Genomic DNA, 17,260 nt, shown 5'->3' on the forward strand with positions numbered 1-17,260 from the left:
TCTAATGATTCTTGTATCTTTTTTACGAAGAGATCCCTTTAAAAATCTTATTCCCTCGTTTTTATTTATGCATTCCTCATTTTTTAAAATACGAATAAAATGAATGTATTACACATAGAAAAAAAGATGATGGTACGCCCAAGGGGAATCGAACCCCTGTTTCCGCCGTGAAAGGGCGATGTCCTAACCGCTAGACGATGGGCGCAAACCATTGATGAGGCTTATAGAGAGGATCTTTTTACTTCGCAAGCCCTCTGTGTCATTTTTTTTGAAAAAAGTGTGTTTTATTGAATAATTTTTGAGCAATTCCTGTTTGGATTGTTTCTTTTCAGTTTGAGTAGTAGGAAAAAATGATCAAAACATTATTTTAAATGTGTTTATTTTTTGCATATTTTATCGTTTGTTATCTTTGCTTGCACATGAGAATATTATTTAACTTGCTTGAAAGAGCCTTTATACAGAAGATTTCTCATTTGAACTTATCATAAAGCAAAAAACTGTATAATTTATGAAGTAAAAAGACAATATTTATTACCAAATAAACAAATAATACCAATCATACAAAAGTTTTTTGAGGCATAAGCCATAGCTTAGTTTCAGTTTTAAAAATATAAATAGATTCTGTATGATGAAAATGAAAATATTAAAGCAATTTTTACAGAATATATTAAAAATATTTTTCTTATCTTTACTTTTACATGTTTATAAGGAAATTAAAATTAAAACCCCTTCATTTGTTCCCTCAAATGTTGAGAAGGTTATTTATTTGAAAATGAATTAGCATGGGTAAAGGGTAGATTGAGGTTTTTGTCATTTCAATTCGCTAGTTTTTCAAAGGGGTGGCAGTAAGTTTAGGTAAAATATTTGAGTTTTGCAAATTTATTCTCCATATTTATAACATTTCAGAATTATGGTGTGCACATATTAAGTCTTGTTTTTTACTTTAATGTAAGGTTCTATTTTGATATATAAGTGCATTAAGATTTTTGCATTAAAGATTTATATTTCAAACTATGGAATGGTAGGAAGAAATGTGTTATTATTTACTGATCTACTTTGTTTTATCCATTCTCTTAATTTATCATATGAAAGAATGTTTTTTGTTCCGTATTTGTTAATTTAGAAGAGATGTTTTTATTCTTTCTTACTAAGTCCTTAATATTCTTTAACTTGTTATTGATTATTTTTTAGAACTTTTCTTTATGGCAACTTGCATTTATCAGTTTTACAGATTTTTATTCTGAATTAGATATTTTATAAAGATTCTGAAATCTTTGAAGACAATAAATATTATATTTTTAGGAATGTTGATTGAACAAGCGGGGATAATTCTATTGGAGAACATGAAGTGAATAGAGCGGAGTATTTCTTTTGTTCTTATGGATGTAAGTACTCTTTGTGTTGATTGGCACATCATTTAAACGATTTTTCAGTGAAGATAGGGATCAGTGGTTAATAATGGCAGAAGCTTTAAAAGTTGGTGTTGCGGGACTTGGTACGGTTGGTACTTCAGTTGTTCGAGCTCTATGTGAAAAAGCGAATAGTTTAGCTTGTCAATGTGGGCGATTTATCAAAGTCGTTGCTGTTAGTGCGCGCGATAAAAACCGTAATCGTGGAATTGATCTCAGTGATATAAAATGGTTTGATTCAGCTGTGGAGTTGGCTGCTTCTAATGAGATTGATGTTTTTGTAGAGTTAATTGGTGGTGAATTGGATGTGGTGTACACCGCTGTTAAGAGAGCGCTTGAGGCGGGACATCATGTTGTAACAGCCAATAAAGCCCTTCTTGCTCGACATGGAGTAGAGCTGGCTATAATTGCAGAAAAAAAAGGTATTTTTCTTCATTTTGAAGCAGCTGTTGCAGGGGGAATTCCTGTTATCAAAGCAATGAGAGAATCACTTGTCAGTAATCACATATCTCGAATTTATGGTATTCTCAATGGAACCTGTAATTATATATTAACACGCATGTTTACGGAAGGTCTTTCATTTAAAGATTGTTTAGCAGATGCACAGAGACTTGGGTATGCTGAAGCAGATCCAAGTTTTGATATTGAGGGAAATGATACTGCTCATAAATTAGCTTTGTTGACAAGCTTGGCATTTGGAACAGCTGTTTCGTTAGATGATGTTTATGTTGAAGGAATTCATAATATTTCGCAAATTGATATTCGAGCAGCTGATGAATTAGGGTATCGGATTAAGCTTTTAGGGGTTGCATTAAAAACGGATTCTGGAATAGAGCAACGCGTTCATCCGACAATGGTACCAACATCTTCAATGATTGCACAGATAAATGGCGTAACCAATGCTCTTTCTATTCAAAGTGATTTATTAGGTGAATTACTGTTTTCTGGTCCTGGCGCCGGAGGAATGGCAACAGCATCAGCCGTTATTGGTGATTTGGCTGATATAGCAAAAGCGCGTTCTGGTTTTCAGTATGCACCTGTTTTAAGACGTCCAGCATTAGAACTTACTCCTCATAAAAAAGCACGTATTTCTCATCATGCAGGGGGTTATTTTATTCGTTTAAATGTTCATGATCGTACTGGTGTTTTTGCCGCGGTTGCAAGGCATATGGCTGATAATCACATCTCATTGGAGTCGATTGTTCAAAGATCTTTTGTAGAAGATCAAATTGAAAAAACAATTATTTTAATTACGCATGAAACAACAGAGGTGAATGTACGACAGGCACTTGCAGAAATTGAAAAAGATGGACATCTTGTTGCAAAATCTCAATTTATTCGTATTGAGCCTATGGCAGAGAATTGATAACTTTCTTGATAATGACAAAAAGGCAAGCTTGAGTTCTTTTGTCTCTTGTGGAAAATTTTCATCTTTGCCAAAAACTTTATTCTTAGTATTTAATAAGGACTCATATTTTTTCTGGTATTCATTCGGTAGGATTTTTTCATATGCCCACAACTCAGAAGATTTTAAATGGACTTGATCGTATTTTGACGCTTGAATTGGTACGTGTTACTGAACGTGCTGCTGTTGCTGCTGCACGCTGGCGCGGGCGTGGCGATGAAAAAGCTGCGGATCAGGCTGCTGTAGATGCAATGCGGCAGGAACTTAATCGATTGCCTATTGATGGTACAGTGGTGATTGGTGAAGGTGAGCGGGATGAAGCGCCTATGCTTTATATTGGAGAAAAAGTAGGTCTTCAAAGTGGATTGGCGATCGATATTGCACTTGATCCATTAGAGGGAACAACACTTTGTGCTAAAAATATTGCCAATTCTTTGGCAGTAGTTGCAATTGCTGAAAAAGGTAATCTCCTTTACGCTCCTGATGTTTATATGAAAAAAATTGCTATTGGTCCTGGTTATCCAAAGGGAGTAGTAGATATAGATGCTTGTCCTACCGATAATATCCATGCTCTTGCGAAGGCTAAAGGAGTGGCTGTTAATCAGATTGTTGTTTGTATTATGGATAGGCCTCGTCATGAAAAATTAATTAATGAAGTACGAGCGACAGGGGCATCGATTCGCTTGATTGGGGATGGAGATGTTGCTGCTGTTATTGATACAACTGATCCAGAAGAAACAGGTATTGATATCTATATGGGGATTGGGGGAGCACCTGAAGGTGTTTTAGCTTCTGCTGCTTTGCGCTGCATTGGAGGACAGATGCAAGGTCGTTTGCTGCTAGATACAGAAGAGAAAATTGCTCGTGCAGCTAAAATGGGGATTAGTGATCCCAATAAAGCTTATACAATGGAAGAAATGGCAAAGGGTGATGTTTTGTTTGCAGCAACAGGGGTGACAGATGGCAATATGCTTTCTGGTGTTAAATTTACATCTCGTTACATTCAAACGGAAACTCTCGTAATGCGCTCCCATACGGGTACAGTCCGTAATATTAAAGCGCAGCATAGAGATCATTCAAAATTTGATTAATGTTTTCTTTTTTCGTCATTAAAAATAGAGGGAGTTTTTTAGGAAATACGCTTCCATGAATCTATTTTCATGGAAGCATTTATAGATATGAGAATATCTTATTATTATGAGAGCTGGACAGAATGAACCCAGCCATTTTTATCTTCTATGTTCCCTTTTTGAAGGCCAACCAATTGTGTACGAAGCTGCTTTGTAACTTCTCCAACTGTTTCATTTCCAATAATAAATTCTCCCCCTTTATATTTAAAACGACCAATTGATGTGACAACGGCAGCTGTACCACAAGCAAAGACTTCTTTAAGGTGTCCACTCTTTGCATCTTCTTGAAGCGCTGCAAAAGAATAAGGACGCTCTTCTATTTTTAATCCCATTTGTTGAGCTAATCTTAAGATTGAATCACGAGTTATCCCTGGAAGAATAGTGCCGTTAAGCGCAGGGGTTACAAGTGTACTATCTGCCATAATAAAGCAGACATTCATACCACCAAGTTCTTCAATCCATTTATGTTCAATCATATCAAGAAAGAGTACTTGGCTACAATTATTTTGCGTTGCACACTTTTGTGCCAGTAAGCTTGCTGCATAGTTTCCGCCACATTTTGCAGCGCCTGTGCCCCCTGGACCAGCGCGGCTATAATCTGTTTCAATCCATACACTGACAGATTTTTCTTCTCCTTTGAAATAGGATTCAACTGGAGAGGCTATGATACAAAAAAGATATTCTTGAGAAGGGCGGACTCCCAAAAAGTTTTCATTGCCAAACATAAATGGACGGATATAGAGGCTAGCGTTGGGATGATCAGAAACCCATTTTTGATCAATTTTTACTAATTGATGAACGGCATCCAGAAAAATATCTTTTGGCAATTCTGGCATAGCTAAACGCCTCGCTGATTCTATAAAGCGTTGTGCATTGGCATCAGGACGGAAGAGCAAGATGCGCCCATCTTTTGCTCGATATGCTTTTAAACCCTCAAAAATTTCCTGTCCGTAATGTAAAACGGTACTTGCAGGGTTAATTTCTAAAGCTTTGTATTGAGAAATGATGGCATTATGCCAGCCTTTGTCTTCAGTCCATTGAATAGTACACATGTGGTCTGTAAAAAATTGACCAAAACCGGGATTTTTTAAAATTTCTTCACATTTTTCTTCTGACAGAGGAGATGGGTGTTTTTCTATTTTAAAGGGAAGCGACGATATAGGAGATTTCATAAAAAACCTTTTGAGTATGTTTCATTTTTATTAATAAAAATAATGAGATATTTTGATCACAACTCTATTATTAACAAAACCTTTGTGTCAATGTTTTATTATAAAACACAAAGAGGTTTATTATAGAATTCAAAGGCTATTATAGATATTTTAATTCTACTCTCGCCTCTTTTTCTCAACTTTATAAAGTAAGCTGGAACTTTTTTCTATAATTATCGTTTTCTCAAAATAGGTATCTGAATAATTTCATATATGCATATTGTCTAGAAATTAAAAGGTAAGGGAATTGAGAAAAGGAATCTACTATGATTGATAAAAATTATCACACATATGAAGAACGTATGGCAGCAGAAAGAAGAGATAGTGAACAACGTGTTTCAATTGCTAAGGGTATTTTTGCTATTCTTCTTGCGGTCGTTATTATCTGGTTTGTTTTTGGTTTTTTAGGATCTTTTTTTGCAAAATCTCCTGAACATAGTTCGCGTTATAATACTCCAGAAACAAGCCAAAGCGTAACAACGCCCAAAAAAGATTTAAATTCGCTTCCTTCTGTACCTTATACTTATAAGGGTACGTAGTGATTTTTTCATAAATATAATCTTTTAGATAGGACGCAAATCGACGTAGATTAAAGAATAAAGTCAGAACAAAGACATAAAAAAGATTAGACGATTTTAATTTCTGAAGTTTTTGATAAGTAATTAAATGGTATGGAAATAAATAATGCAACGGTTTTAACAACCGTTGCATTATTGGTTTAGCGTGTGATGAAGCAACTTCCTCCAGAACTTTTAATGGATTCACAAAGGATTATGGCTTCATTACGGTCTTGTGTTTGAATCCGAACACGGTAATAAGTACCTTTTCCTGGTATAAAAGCGGGTTGAATATTTAAAGAACGGGCACCGATAAGGAATCCAAATTTAGATTTCATATTTTTTAAAGAACTTCTAGCTAGCTCATGCGTTGGCTGAGATGCAAGTTGTACGTAATAACTTTCTGAATTTTGTGCTGCGACTCTGTTTGGTGATGTGGGGCGAGATGCGGCGGGTGTTTCAACTTGTGTATTTCTTTCTGCATGAGAAGGAATAGGGATAAATTTTTCTTCAATATTTGAGCTAGAAGTATTTTCTGCGATTATTTTATCAATATTATTTTTGAGATCAAGGTCTATTTCTTGATTGTTTATATCCGAATCATGCGACGAAACAAGGGACGAATCTTGAAGTTCATTAGGAGTTTGATCAATGTTTTCTTCAGATTGAGCAGCAGTTTTGCTCTTTGTTTGATGTACGGGAGCTAGTGTAACTGTACCATCTTGATTTACAATAACAGTTTGTACTTCTTGCGTGGGAATAGTATGGTTTATGGCTTCTGTGACTGCATCTTCAACATCAGATTCATTTAAAGAAGAAGATGAAGCGTTTGAAGATTCTTCAGGATTTAATTCTTTTAAATTTTCAGGTTGTTCAGAGTTATCAATAAGAAATTGTTGTGTGTTTTCTTGTTTTTCATTTTGTTCAGTTGTTTGTTTATAGATATCTAAATTATGTGCAACATCATTTTTCGGTTCAGTTGTTTCTGGTTTGAATTTAAAAGGAGCATTATCAGCGTGGATAATGATCGTTTCTTCATTTTTTTGTGATGGCATAAAAAAGTGCGAATAACCAGCAAATCCAATTCCTATTAAAATAAGTATAAAAATACCTTTAATGAAAGTTTTACCAAAAATAAAACTTTTTAAGGGAGGAGGAGCTGGTGGATGCGTGGGAACTTCATTTGAGCTTGTGTATGATGAATTCTCGCTAAAAGGGGGAAAATTATATTCCATATTGGCAGAAGAAAAATAGTCGGAATTTTGTTCTTTAGAGTTTATATAAACACCTTCTTTTGAATTTTGCATAGACTGATAAAAAACCTCACTAAAAACCTCATTTTTCTGTTGTTTTTGAGAAAAATTATCCGTTGGGACATTTCCTACATTAAGTACATCAGCAAATTCTTCTTCTAAACCACCACTAGTTGGCACATCATATTCTGGCGCTTCATACGGGACTTCTGGAACCATAATAGGGCCAGTTTTTTCTACGATTTCCTCTGAAAATTTATAAGTATTAACATTGGGAGGGGGAGTATCTCTGTGCGTATAGTTATGGGCAAAAAAGCCATCCGTTTGTTTTGTATTCAAAGAGGCTGATGAGGAAAGAAACTCATCTGAATTATTTTCATTATATGAAATTTCTCTATTTGGGTTAGAGGTACCTTCGGTGTTATTGATGTATTGGGCTTGAGCCTCATTATATATTGGAACTTTTTCGCTATAAGTTTCTTGTTGTGAAGGGTTTTCTTCAAAAAAATGGGGATAATTGGTTGTATGATCCTCTTGTGAAGCCCCCTTTAAATAAGATTGTCTATCAACTGGTGGAGAATCCAAAGGTGAGGAGAATGTACTTTTTGTTTGATTTCTTGCAGTGTTTTGTCTTTCTGACATAAGGTTAGAAGATGAGAAAAACTCATTTGCCTCTGTAGAAGAGGAGATATCAGGATAAGAAGAGGAGACATCAGAATAATCTTTTTTGATCCAATTTTCTTGATCAGCTGAAATTTTATAGGGATGGTTTACAGGAGTGTCATAGAGGTTTTGATTGTCATCATAAGTTTGTTGTATATTCGTAGTTTTAGGCTGTTGTGAATTTGTTTGTGAAAACCGATTGGTTTGTTCAACAGATTCTGGAATCTCTTTCTTATTTTCGCGCCTTTCAGATTTATCAAAAAAGAAATTTTCTGATTCTGATCGTGAAATAAGATTACTTTTTTTAAGAAACGGATCAGCACTGGTTGCTGTTGTTTTCTGTTGAGGGGATTGATTCTTTGGGATTGGTAATGGAGAAAGCTCATCTAAAATTTGTTCTTCATCATGACTGCTAGGTGAAGAATATTTCTCTTCAGATAAATTATTTTGTTTTGAATGGTTGAAAGAAACAGTTTGTGCAATATCTGAGGCTGTTGCGTTGCTGGTTGCATGCAAGTCCCATTGTTTTTTTTGATCATCAAACGGTAAGTCATGTGCTAAATTATTTTCAAGTTCCTCTTCTAGAAAGGACAAATCAAAATCATCATCATGGGATGATGTTTCGGGGTGAGATGTTGATCGATCTGTCTGTAAAGAAGATTGCTCATTTTGGTTTCCGCTTTGTTTGTGCGGATTAAAAATGCGCGTAAGCCTTTCCAAAGGATCATGGTGTTCATGATCGTGTTTTGTTTCGTGTAGATTTTTGCGATCGTTATCGCTCATAGCTTTTCTCACATGGTGATTTGCATCTGCGTGCAATCAATGGTTGATTTTGATTTGTTATATTAAAATTATAAATTTTCCCCCTCTCATGCAAGGATACATGAAAAAGTTTATCAATAGAGTACCTATTGTATGTATTTATAGAACTTTTTCAACGCATTTCTATTGGTGCTTCGACTCCTATGATGGTAAGTCCTGATGATAAAATATTGATAACAGCTTGTATCAGCCCCAATCTTGCAAAGGATAACTCTTTATCATCAGGTTGAATAAAGCGTAAATTGAGATTTTCACTCCCTTTATTCCAATGGGTGTGAAAGCTGGAAGCAAGGTCATAAAGATAAAACGCTAATCGATGCGGTTCCTTATGAACGACGGCCTGTTCAATGATACGTGGATATTCAGAAAGTTTGCGTATTAACAATATTTCATGGTCATCTGTTAATCGATGAAGATGGGCGATTAATGTATCATTTGAAAAGCTTTTAATATGAAGCGCTTCTTGTGCTTGACGAAAGACTGAGTGACAACGTGCACTTGCATATTGTACGTAAAAGATGGGGTTATCTTTTGATTGTTCTGTTACTTTTGCAAAATCAAAATCAAGAGGTGCTTCACACTTACGGTATAGCATCATAAAACGCACAGGATCACGCCCAACCTCTTCGACAACATCGCGTAGAGTGACAAAAGATCCTGCTCTTTTTGACATGCGTACAGGATGACCGTTGCGAAAAAGTTTTACCAATTGACATAAGAAGACGCTTAATTTAGCTTTATCCCCAGAAATTGCTTTTGCCATTGCCTCTAGCCTCTTTACATAGCCAGCATGGTCTGCGCCTAGAATATAAATCATTTCATCAAAATGACGATTAAATTTATCCCGAAAATAAGCAACATCAGCAGCAAAATAAGTGTAAGAACCATCAGATTTGACTAAAACACGGTCTTGGTCATCACCAACATTTGTTGAATGGAACAAAGTTTGTTCACTTGGTTCCCAATCTTCTGTATTTTGTCCCTTGGGAGGGGGGAGTTTTCCTTTGTAGATATAACCATTTAAAGTGAGGTCGTTGATGGTGTTACGAATGGCGCGTGCATTATCTGCATAAAGCATTCGCTCAGAAAAAAAGATATCATGATAAATATTAAGAGCAGCCAAATCTTCGCGAATCATGGTCATCATTGCATGAATTGCACGTTCTTTTACAAGAGATAAGGCTTCATCTTTATCCATCGTGAGGAGTTGATCCCCAAACTCTTGAGCAAGCGATTGTCCCAATGGTATCAAGTATTCTCCAGGATAGAGCCCTTCTGGAATTTCATTAATTTCTTGTCCAAGAGCCTCACGATAGCGCAATAGTACAGAGTGGGCGAGCACTTCGATTTGTTGACCAGCATCATTGATATAATATTCTTTCGTAATGTTATAGCCCGTAAATTGCAGCAAATTGGAGAGAACATCTCCAACAACCGCTCCGCGGCAGTGTCCTACATGCATTGGTCCTGTCGGATTTGCTGAGACATATTCAACATTGACGCGTTTTCCTTGTCCCATTGGGATACGACCATAAGAAGTGCCTAATTCAAGCATGGATTTTATAGCATCTTGCCAAAATAATTTTGTAAGCTTTATGTTTATAAAACCAGGACCGGCAACATCTATACTTTCGATAGAGGAATCATTTTTAAGAAGTTCTATGATTTTATCTGCAAGTGCACGTGGATTCATTCCAATAGATTTTGCAAGCACCATAGCAGCATTGGTTGATAAATGACCATGGGAGGAATCACGCGGAGGATCAACAGTAATTTTTGATAAATCTAGATCTTCTCCATTTTTTCCTTTTATATCAGATGATTCAATTGATCTCTTAATTTTTTTTTCGAAGTTTTTAAAGATATTCATATTTAGCTTCCATGATGATGCCAAAAGCCATTAAACGAAATTATCTGTATGGTCAAATAAACGGTGATATTCACGTAGAGCGTAGTGATCTGTCATGCCTGAAAGAAAGTCAGCAATCAAACGTGCTAACTCTTGATTTTTTAAGTGCATTGTTTTGCTCTGCCAACTTTCAGGTATTGTATTTGGATTTTCATAATAACAATTGAATAATTTTTGTACAATGCATTTTGCTGCATTGCGACGACTAAGAACTTGTTCATGGTAGTAAAGATTTTTAAATAAAAAGTTTTTTAGTTCTTTTTCATAAACGGTCATTGTCGGTGAAAAGGTGACAATAGTTTGTTTTGCTTGGTGAATATCGTTTATGCTTGTTGGTTTGATGCACGCTAAATTTTCTTGTGATTGTTTGATAACATCTTCAACCATGGTTGTTATTTGTCTTCGTACAAGTGTGTAACCGCGACGCGCTTGGTCGAGGTGGGGATGCTCATCTGTTATATCTTTTAATATTGCTGCTGTTAGTGAAACATGTTCAAATTGATCGAGTGTTAAAAATTGCGAACGTAGACCATCATCAATATCATGCGCATTGTATGCGATATCATCTGCAATAGCAGCACATTGCGCTTCTAGTCCTGCAAAACAATCGAGTGCAAGGTCTTGCTCTGCATTGTATTGTAAAATATCGATAGGAACCTCCTTATTCTTCGCGTGAGGACCTAAAAGGGGACCATTATGCTTTACAAGTCCTTCGAGGGTTTCCCATGTAAGGTTAAGTCCATCGAAATTTGCATAACGCTGTTCTAGTTTTGTGACAATGCGTAATGCTTGTGCATTATGATCAAAGCCGCCATAATGTACCATGGCTTCATTAAGTGCATCTTCTCCAGCATGGCCAAAGGGCGTGTGTCCAAAGTCGTGAACAAGGGCAATGGCTTCGGCAAGGTCTTCATCAAGGCACAGGGCACGGGCTAATGTTCTTGCAATTTGAGAGACCTCTATGGAATGGGTTAGGCGAGTACGATAATGATCGCTTTCATCAGCAATAAACACTTGCGTTTTATGTTTAAGACGTCGAAATGCATTAGAATGGATAATACGATCTCTATCTCGTTGAAAAGGTGAGCGTGTGGTGCTCATCGTTTCATGGAATAATCTACCACGGCTTGTTTGCGGATGAGCACTGTACACTGCTCGAGATTGGTAATTGAAGTTGATATTGCCTATATCCATTGCAAGCTGCCCATTATCATTTTAAAATTGAGAGTGGTTTATGACAAATAAACTTCTCTTTGAGTATGGGATACTCTTTCTTGATGGTTTAATGCAAGGATATATAAAATGAATGTGAAAATTTCAGATGTTGCTGCCCAAAAAATTGCACAGATACTTTTGCGTGAACCCGATAAAATAGCATTACGTATTTCTGTTGAAGGTGGTGGGTGTTCTGGTTTTTCTTATAAATATGACTTGGTTTCTGACATGTGTAAAGATGACCTCGTTCTCAAAAAAAATGGGGCAGTTGTGTTTATTGATTTACTATCACTTCCTTTCATGGAAGGAGCTGAGATTGATTTTGTTGATGATCTTATGGGGCAGTCTTTTCAAATCCACAATCCCAATGCTGTTTCATCATGTGGTTGTGGTGTAAGTTTTTCAATCTAAAATGATGGCTTTGTGATATTGTTTCTTGAAAAAAATATCATGTTGGTCAACAATGTGAAAATGGGTATTCTTATAAAAATAGTGCACCGATGTGTATGGTTGTGCGTGGTGCTTACTTTATTGATCTGGAGTCACTGTGCTTTTTCTGAAGAAGAAGGGCAAGATCAGCAGCAGGGACAATCAAGGAGTTTTATTGTAAAGTCTCAAGAGCAGGGAAAAGAAAATTTAGCATCTCAAACACAACTCATTTTGAATGCTCGATTAACAAATAGTCATCCGGGTATTGAAAAAGGGCTTGTCTGGCGGGTTTATGCCCCTATTTTAGGGATTGATAATAAATTACCATTAGTGGCAATCCATAAGGGGGGAAGTGCACGTTTTGATCTCGAACCAGGAAGTTATCTTGTTCATGTCTCATTTGGTCATATGAGTGCTGTGCGCCATATTCGCCTAGAAAATGGACAGAGTCTTGTAAAAAACTTTAATCTTGAGGCTGGTGGTGTCATTTTAAATGCAACACTGCTTAATGGTGTAATGAATGAAAAGGAATTACGTTTTACCATTTATGAGGATGAAAAAGAAAATGATGATACGGGGGTGATTTTATCAAATGTTAAACCCCAATCAGTTGTACGTTTAAAAGCTGGACGCTACCATGTTGCTTCCCATTATGGTTCTATTAATGCGACGGCTCGTTCCGATATTCAAGTGGATGCTGGTAAAATGACAGAAGTTACCCTTGAACATCAGGCTGCTCAGATTGTCTTAAAGCTGGTACGACAAGAAGGAGGGGAAGCGCTTGCAGATACAAGTTGGTCTCTTGCCAATGATTCTGGTGATATCGTTTATGAAACAGTTGGTGCTTATGTTTCACTCGTGTTAGCGGAGGGAGAGTATATTGCAATTGCTAAAAATAAAGATAAAATCTATCAAAAAGTTTTTTCAGTCGTTTCTGGTCATGATGAAGATATAAGTGTGGTGGCGAATGAGCAAAATATGCAACGAATTGATGAAGATGTGGATTGATCGTTGTTCATGGGGGTAAACTATGATGAGAGACGGGGTATGAGTTTTGATTGAAATTTCAACAGTTGGTGTGTTTTTTGCTGGGGCACTCTCTTTTTTGTCGCCCTGTGTTTTGCCATTAGTTCCTCCTTATTTGTGCTATATGGCAGGTGTTGGTATTGATGATTTTCGTTCAGAAAATCGTGATGAGAAAGTCTTTATACGGTGGGCTTTATTGTCTTCTGTTATTGCTTTTGTTCTCGGGTTTACGACTGTTTTTGTTGCTTTAGGTGCCAGTGCTAGCACAATTGGGAAATTCATTGGTTATTATCGTGATTGGTTCGCCCTTGCTGCTGGAATTGTCATTATTATTTTTGGTTTAAATTTTTTGGGGATTTTCAAGATCGCTTTTTTATTTCGTGAAGCGCGTTTTCAGACCAAAAAAACACCTGCTGGTCCTTTAGGCGCGTATATTATTGGGTTAGCTTTCGCTTTTGGTTGGACACCGTGTATTGGCCCCATTTTAGGCCCTATTATAACGCTTGCTGGAACAAAAGAAACTGTGGGAGAGGGAGCTGTTCTATTAGCGGTTTATGCATTAGGTCTTGCTATTCCTTTTATGTTGGCAGCTTTATTTTCGAGCAGTTTTATGCGATTTTTAGGAGCTTTTCGTATTCATTTAGGAAAAGTTGAAAAAATTATTGGTGTTTTTCTTATTCTTACAGGGATTTTGTTTTTAACAGGCTCTATGCAGGATCTTTCATTTTGGCTTTTAGAACATTATCCTTCGTTGAGTTATATTGAAGATATTCGTTGGCACGATATTATGAATTTTTTTGGATTTTCTCGTTAGTCTTATGTGTTTTTATGGTTAGAAGTTGTCTTTCTATTGTTCTTGCTGCAGGTGAAGGGACACGCATGAAATCGTCTCTGCCTAAGGTACTTCATAAAATTGCTGGATTGCCTCTTATATGCCATGTTCTAAAACAAATAGAATTGGCAGGCTCTTCACAATTAGCAGTCGTTGTGGGATTTGGTGCTAAGGAGGTTACGCACGTTGTTCAGTCATTTGTAAAAGATGCGATGATTTTTGAACAAAAAGCGCGTTTAGGAACAGCTCATGCTGTTTTATCTGCTCGTTTAGCTTTGCAAAAGGAAGTGGATGATATTCTCATTGTTTTGGGGGATACGCCTCTCATTCAGCAAGATTCATTGCACCAAATGCGTGCACAGCTTGCTGATGGAGCAGATGTTGTTTTTGCAGGTTTTCATACCCAAAATCCAACAGGTTATGGGCGTCTTCTCGAGAAAAATGGTCAATTGATCGCAATTGTAGAAGAAAAAGACGCTAGCGATGAAGAAAAAAAGATTTCTTTTTGTAACGGTGGAATACTCGCTATGCGTGGAAAACATGCACTTTCTCTTTTAGAGAAGGTTGGTAATAACAATGTGAAAAAAGAATATTATTTAACAGATATTGCTGCTCTTGCAACACGCGAAGGATTAGATGTGCGTGTTGTTGAAGTTCCTTTTGAAGATATTGTAGGAATTAATAACAGTCTTGAGCTTTCTGAGGCTGATTCTTTGTGGCAAAAACGTAAAGCGCGCGATTTAATGTTATCGGGTGTTACACTCTTAAAACCAGAGACACTCTATTTTTCTTATGATACAGAAATTGAACCAGGGGTTGTGATAGAACCAAATGTTTATTTTGGATTAAGCGTGAAAGTACAATCTGGTGCTGTTATTCATGCATTTAGTTATCTCGAGGGTGCTGTGGTTGGTAAGGATGCACAGATTGGTCCCTATGCACGTTTGCGTCCTGGAACAGAGTTGGCGAAGTCCGTAAAGATTGGAAATTTTTGTGAAGTCAAACAAGCTAAGGTAGGAGAATCTTCTAAAATCAATCATTTAAGTTATATTGGTGATGCCGAAATTGGTGCACATACCAATATTGGAGCCGGTACGATTACTTGCAATTATGATGGATTTAACAAATATAAAACCATGATTGGTGATTATGCTTTTGTTGGGTCTAATACGGCACTTGTTTCCCCATTAGTAATAGGGGATGGCTCTTATGTTGCTTCAGGAAGTGTTATTACTGAAAATATTCCTATGAACAGTATGGCTTTTGGGCGTGCACGACAGGTTATAAAAGAGGGCTATGCGACAAAATTTCGAGAGCGCTTGTTAGAAAACAAACAGAAAAAATGATTATTTTCAGTCTATTCCTTTGTTTCGTGTGAATCTAACGATGGATAGGATGTTTATTCTTAAAGATTGCCGTACTCCATGTTTGAATTATTTTATTATTTATAGTTTTAAATAAAGGCTGTTGGATTGTTTTATAAGATTTAAATCTTAAGATGTGGGTTGGAGCTTTTTAATGTGTGGAATTATTGGAATTATTGGAAAGAGGTGTGTTACGTCCTCTTTGGTTGAGGGGTTAAAACGTCTTGAATATAGAGGGTATGATTCATCTGGGGTGGCAACAGTCCATAATGGGCATCTTTATCGTGTACGTGCTGAGGGGAAGCTTGTTTATTTAGAAGAAAAATTAAAAAAAACACCTCTTGAGGGAAGTTTAGGGATTGGTCATACCCGTTGGGCTACGCATGGAATTGCTGTTGAACGCAATGCGCATCCCCATGTGACTGAAAAACTTGCGATTGTTCATAATGGTATTATTGAAAATTTTGTAGAATTGCAAAAGGAACTCATAGAAGATGGTTATATCTTTGAAACAGAGACGGATACGGAAGTTATTGCACATTTAATAACGCGTGCATTAAAAGAAGGTCTTTCTCCGCAAGAAGCTGTACGTACCAGTTGGAAAAGGCTGCAGGGGGCTTTTGCTATTGTTCTTATTTTCGAAGGTGAAGATAACCTTATGATTGCGGCTCGTTCTGGTCCACCTCTGGCAATTGGTTATGGAAAAGATGAATTTTTTGTGGGGTCAGATGCGATTGCTTTGGCACCATTCGTTGATCATATTAGCTATATGGAAGATGGGGATTGGGCTGTTCTCACACGGGAAGGCGTCAAAATTTATGATGTATATAATCAACCGGTAAAACGTCCTGTGACAACATTACTTGAAGAGGCTTTATTGATTTCTAAGGGTAATCATCGTCATTTTATGCACAAGGAAATGTTTGAACAACCTGAAGTGATTTCTCATAATTTGGCGCATTATCTTGATCTTGGAAATTATGCCGTTCGATCATTTGAGAATTTGATTGATTGGAAAAATATTCATCGTCTCCTTTTTGCGAGTTGTGGAACGGCTTATTATTCAACCTTAGTTGCGCGCTATTGGTTTGAGAAATTTGCCGCTTTAAGTGTTGATAATGATGTTGCTTCGGAGTTTCGTTATCGTGAACCTCCTATAACGTCTGATGTGTTGTCGCTGTTTGTTTCTCAATCTGGTGAGACAGCTGATACATTGGCTTCTTTGCGTTATTGTCGTGAGCGGGGTGTAAAAACAGCAACAATTGTGAATGTAGAGCAATCAACAATGGCAAGGGAGGCTGATTTTATTCTCCCAACACTTGCCGGACCGGAAATTGGTGTTGCGTCAACAAAAGCTTTTACCTGTCAATTGGCAACGCTTGCTTCACTAGCACTTAGTGCTGCTAAACAACGTGGCTATCTCTCGGTTCAAATGGAACAGCAATTGGTTCAACAATTGGCAGAAGTTCCACGTATTTTAAATGAGGTCTTAAAATTAGAGAGCAAAATTGAATGTATTTGTCGTGATTTAGTGAATGCAAAAAGTGTTCTTTATCTGGGACGTGGGACTTCTTATCCGATTGCTTTGGAGGGAGCCCTTAAATTGAAAGAGCTTTCTTATATTCATGCTGAAGGTTATGCGGCGGGTGAGTTGAAGCATGGACCAATTGCTTTGGTGGATGAGACAATACCTGTTATTGTTGTTGCACCTTATGATCGGTGGTTTGAAAAAACTTTTTCTAATATGCAAGAAGTGGTAGCACGTAATGGTCGTATTATTTTAATAACCGATAAAAAAGGAGCAGAAGTAGCTTGTCTTAAGACTTTATCAACGATCACTTTGCCAGAAGTTCCAGAATTTATTTCTCCTATTATTTATGCACTCCCTGTTCAGTTAATCGCTTATCATACGGCTGTTTTATTAGGAACAGATGTCGATCAACCCCGTAATTTAGCAAAATCAGTCACGGTTGAATAAAAGTATATTTCTGAATCTTTGGGAGAATAATCAAGTGTAAGAAATTGATTTATAATG

General features: G+C 36.7%; 12 protein-coding genes and 1 tRNA gene. 8 read left to right on the plus strand and 5 right to left on the minus strand.

Annotated elements, in window-relative coordinates; genetic code table 11:
* Nucleotides 1–130: 130 nt before the first annotated feature.
* Nucleotides 131–205, minus strand: a tRNA-Glu gene (locus ACFIKB_RS04575).
* Between the two features lie 1,253 nt (nt 206–1,458).
* On the opposite strand from ACFIKB_RS04575, the gene ACFIKB_RS04580 reads away from it, so the two are divergent.
* Together ACFIKB_RS04580 and glpX are read left to right on the plus strand one after the other, a co-directional pair.
* A complete protein-coding gene (locus ACFIKB_RS04580; RefSeq protein WP_375635882.1) occupies nt 1,459–2,775 on the plus strand; it encodes a homoserine dehydrogenase in 1,317 nt (438 codons plus the stop codon).
* Nucleotides 2,776–2,918: 143 nt separating this feature from the next.
* Nucleotides 2,919–3,905, plus strand: coding sequence for a class II fructose-bisphosphatase (gene glpX / locus ACFIKB_RS04585; protein WP_015856516.1), 987 nt, complete (start codon nt 2,919–2,921; stop codon nt 3,903–3,905).
* Between the two features lie 104 nt (nt 3,906–4,009).
* Here the strand turns inward: glpX and ACFIKB_RS04590 are convergent, their stop codons facing one another.
* Entirely contained in the window at nt 4,010–5,116 is a 1,107-nt protein-coding gene (locus ACFIKB_RS04590; protein WP_015856515.1) for a branched-chain amino acid aminotransferase, read from the minus strand.
* Nucleotides 5,117–5,421: 305 nt separating this feature from the next.
* Between ACFIKB_RS04590 and ACFIKB_RS04595 the strand changes: the two genes are divergently transcribed.
* A complete protein-coding gene (locus tag ACFIKB_RS04595; RefSeq protein WP_015856514.1) occupies nt 5,422–5,694 on the plus strand; it encodes a membrane protein in 273 nt (90 codons plus the stop codon).
* Between the two features lie 179 nt (nt 5,695–5,873).
* Here the strand turns inward: ACFIKB_RS04595 and ACFIKB_RS04600 are convergent, their stop codons facing one another.
* The 3 genes from ACFIKB_RS04600 to ACFIKB_RS04610 form a co-directional block, all read right to left on the minus strand.
* Nucleotides 5,874–8,411, minus strand: a complete 2,538-nt coding sequence (locus ACFIKB_RS04600; protein WP_375652940.1) for an SPOR domain-containing protein — start codon at nt 8,409–8,411, stop codon at nt 5,874–5,876.
* Nucleotides 8,412–8,562: 151 nt separating this feature from the next.
* On the minus strand, nt 8,563–10,320 hold the full coding sequence (gene argS, locus ACFIKB_RS04605) for an arginine--tRNA ligase (protein WP_375652941.1): 1,758 nt from the start codon (nt 10,318–10,320) through the stop codon (nt 8,563–8,565).
* Nucleotides 10,321–10,350: 30 nt separating this feature from the next.
* The gene (locus tag ACFIKB_RS04610; RefSeq protein ID WP_375652943.1) at nt 10,351–11,553 is read right to left on the minus strand and encodes a deoxyguanosinetriphosphate triphosphohydrolase; all 1,203 of its coding nucleotides are present in this window, start codon (nt 11,551–11,553) and stop codon (nt 10,351–10,353) included.
* Nucleotides 11,554–11,661: 108 nt separating this feature from the next.
* Between ACFIKB_RS04610 and ACFIKB_RS04615 the strand changes: the two genes are divergently transcribed.
* The 5 genes from ACFIKB_RS04615 (at nt 11,662) to glmS (ending at nt 17,203) form a co-directional block, all read left to right on the plus strand.
* The gene (locus ACFIKB_RS04615) at nt 11,662–11,985 is read left to right on the plus strand and encodes a HesB/IscA family protein (protein WP_375635885.1); all 324 of its coding nucleotides are present in this window, start codon (nt 11,662–11,664) and stop codon (nt 11,983–11,985) included.
* Nucleotides 11,986–12,024: 39 nt separating this feature from the next.
* Nucleotides 12,025–13,011 (plus strand): carboxypeptidase regulatory-like domain-containing protein, encoded by a 987-nt coding sequence (locus tag ACFIKB_RS04620; protein WP_375635928.1) that lies wholly within the window; start codon nt 12,025–12,027, stop codon nt 13,009–13,011.
* A 46-nt stretch (nt 13,012–13,057) separates the two neighbouring features.
* Nucleotides 13,058–13,843 carry a cytochrome c biogenesis CcdA family protein gene (locus tag ACFIKB_RS04625; protein WP_273788202.1) on the plus strand — a complete coding sequence of 262 codons (786 nt, stop codon included), beginning with the start codon at nt 13,058–13,060 and terminating at the stop codon, nt 13,841–13,843.
* Between the two features lie 14 nt (nt 13,844–13,857).
* Complete coding sequence (gene glmU, locus ACFIKB_RS04630) at nt 13,858–15,207, plus strand: bifunctional UDP-N-acetylglucosamine diphosphorylase/glucosamine-1-phosphate N-acetyltransferase GlmU (protein WP_375635886.1); 1,350 nt, start codon at nt 13,858–13,860, stop codon at nt 15,205–15,207.
* A 172-nt stretch (nt 15,208–15,379) separates the two neighbouring features.
* On the plus strand, nt 15,380–17,203 hold the full coding sequence (gene glmS / locus ACFIKB_RS04635; protein ID WP_375635887.1) for a glutamine--fructose-6-phosphate transaminase (isomerizing): 1,824 nt from the start codon (nt 15,380–15,382) through the stop codon (nt 17,201–17,203).
* Nucleotides 17,204–17,260: the final 57 nt, after the last annotated feature.

Origin of the sequence: Bartonella sp. MR110HLJHH, assembly GCF_042194225.1 — a bacterium.
GTDB classification, from domain to species: Bacteria; Pseudomonadota; Alphaproteobacteria; order Rhizobiales; family Rhizobiaceae; genus Bartonella; species Bartonella grahamii.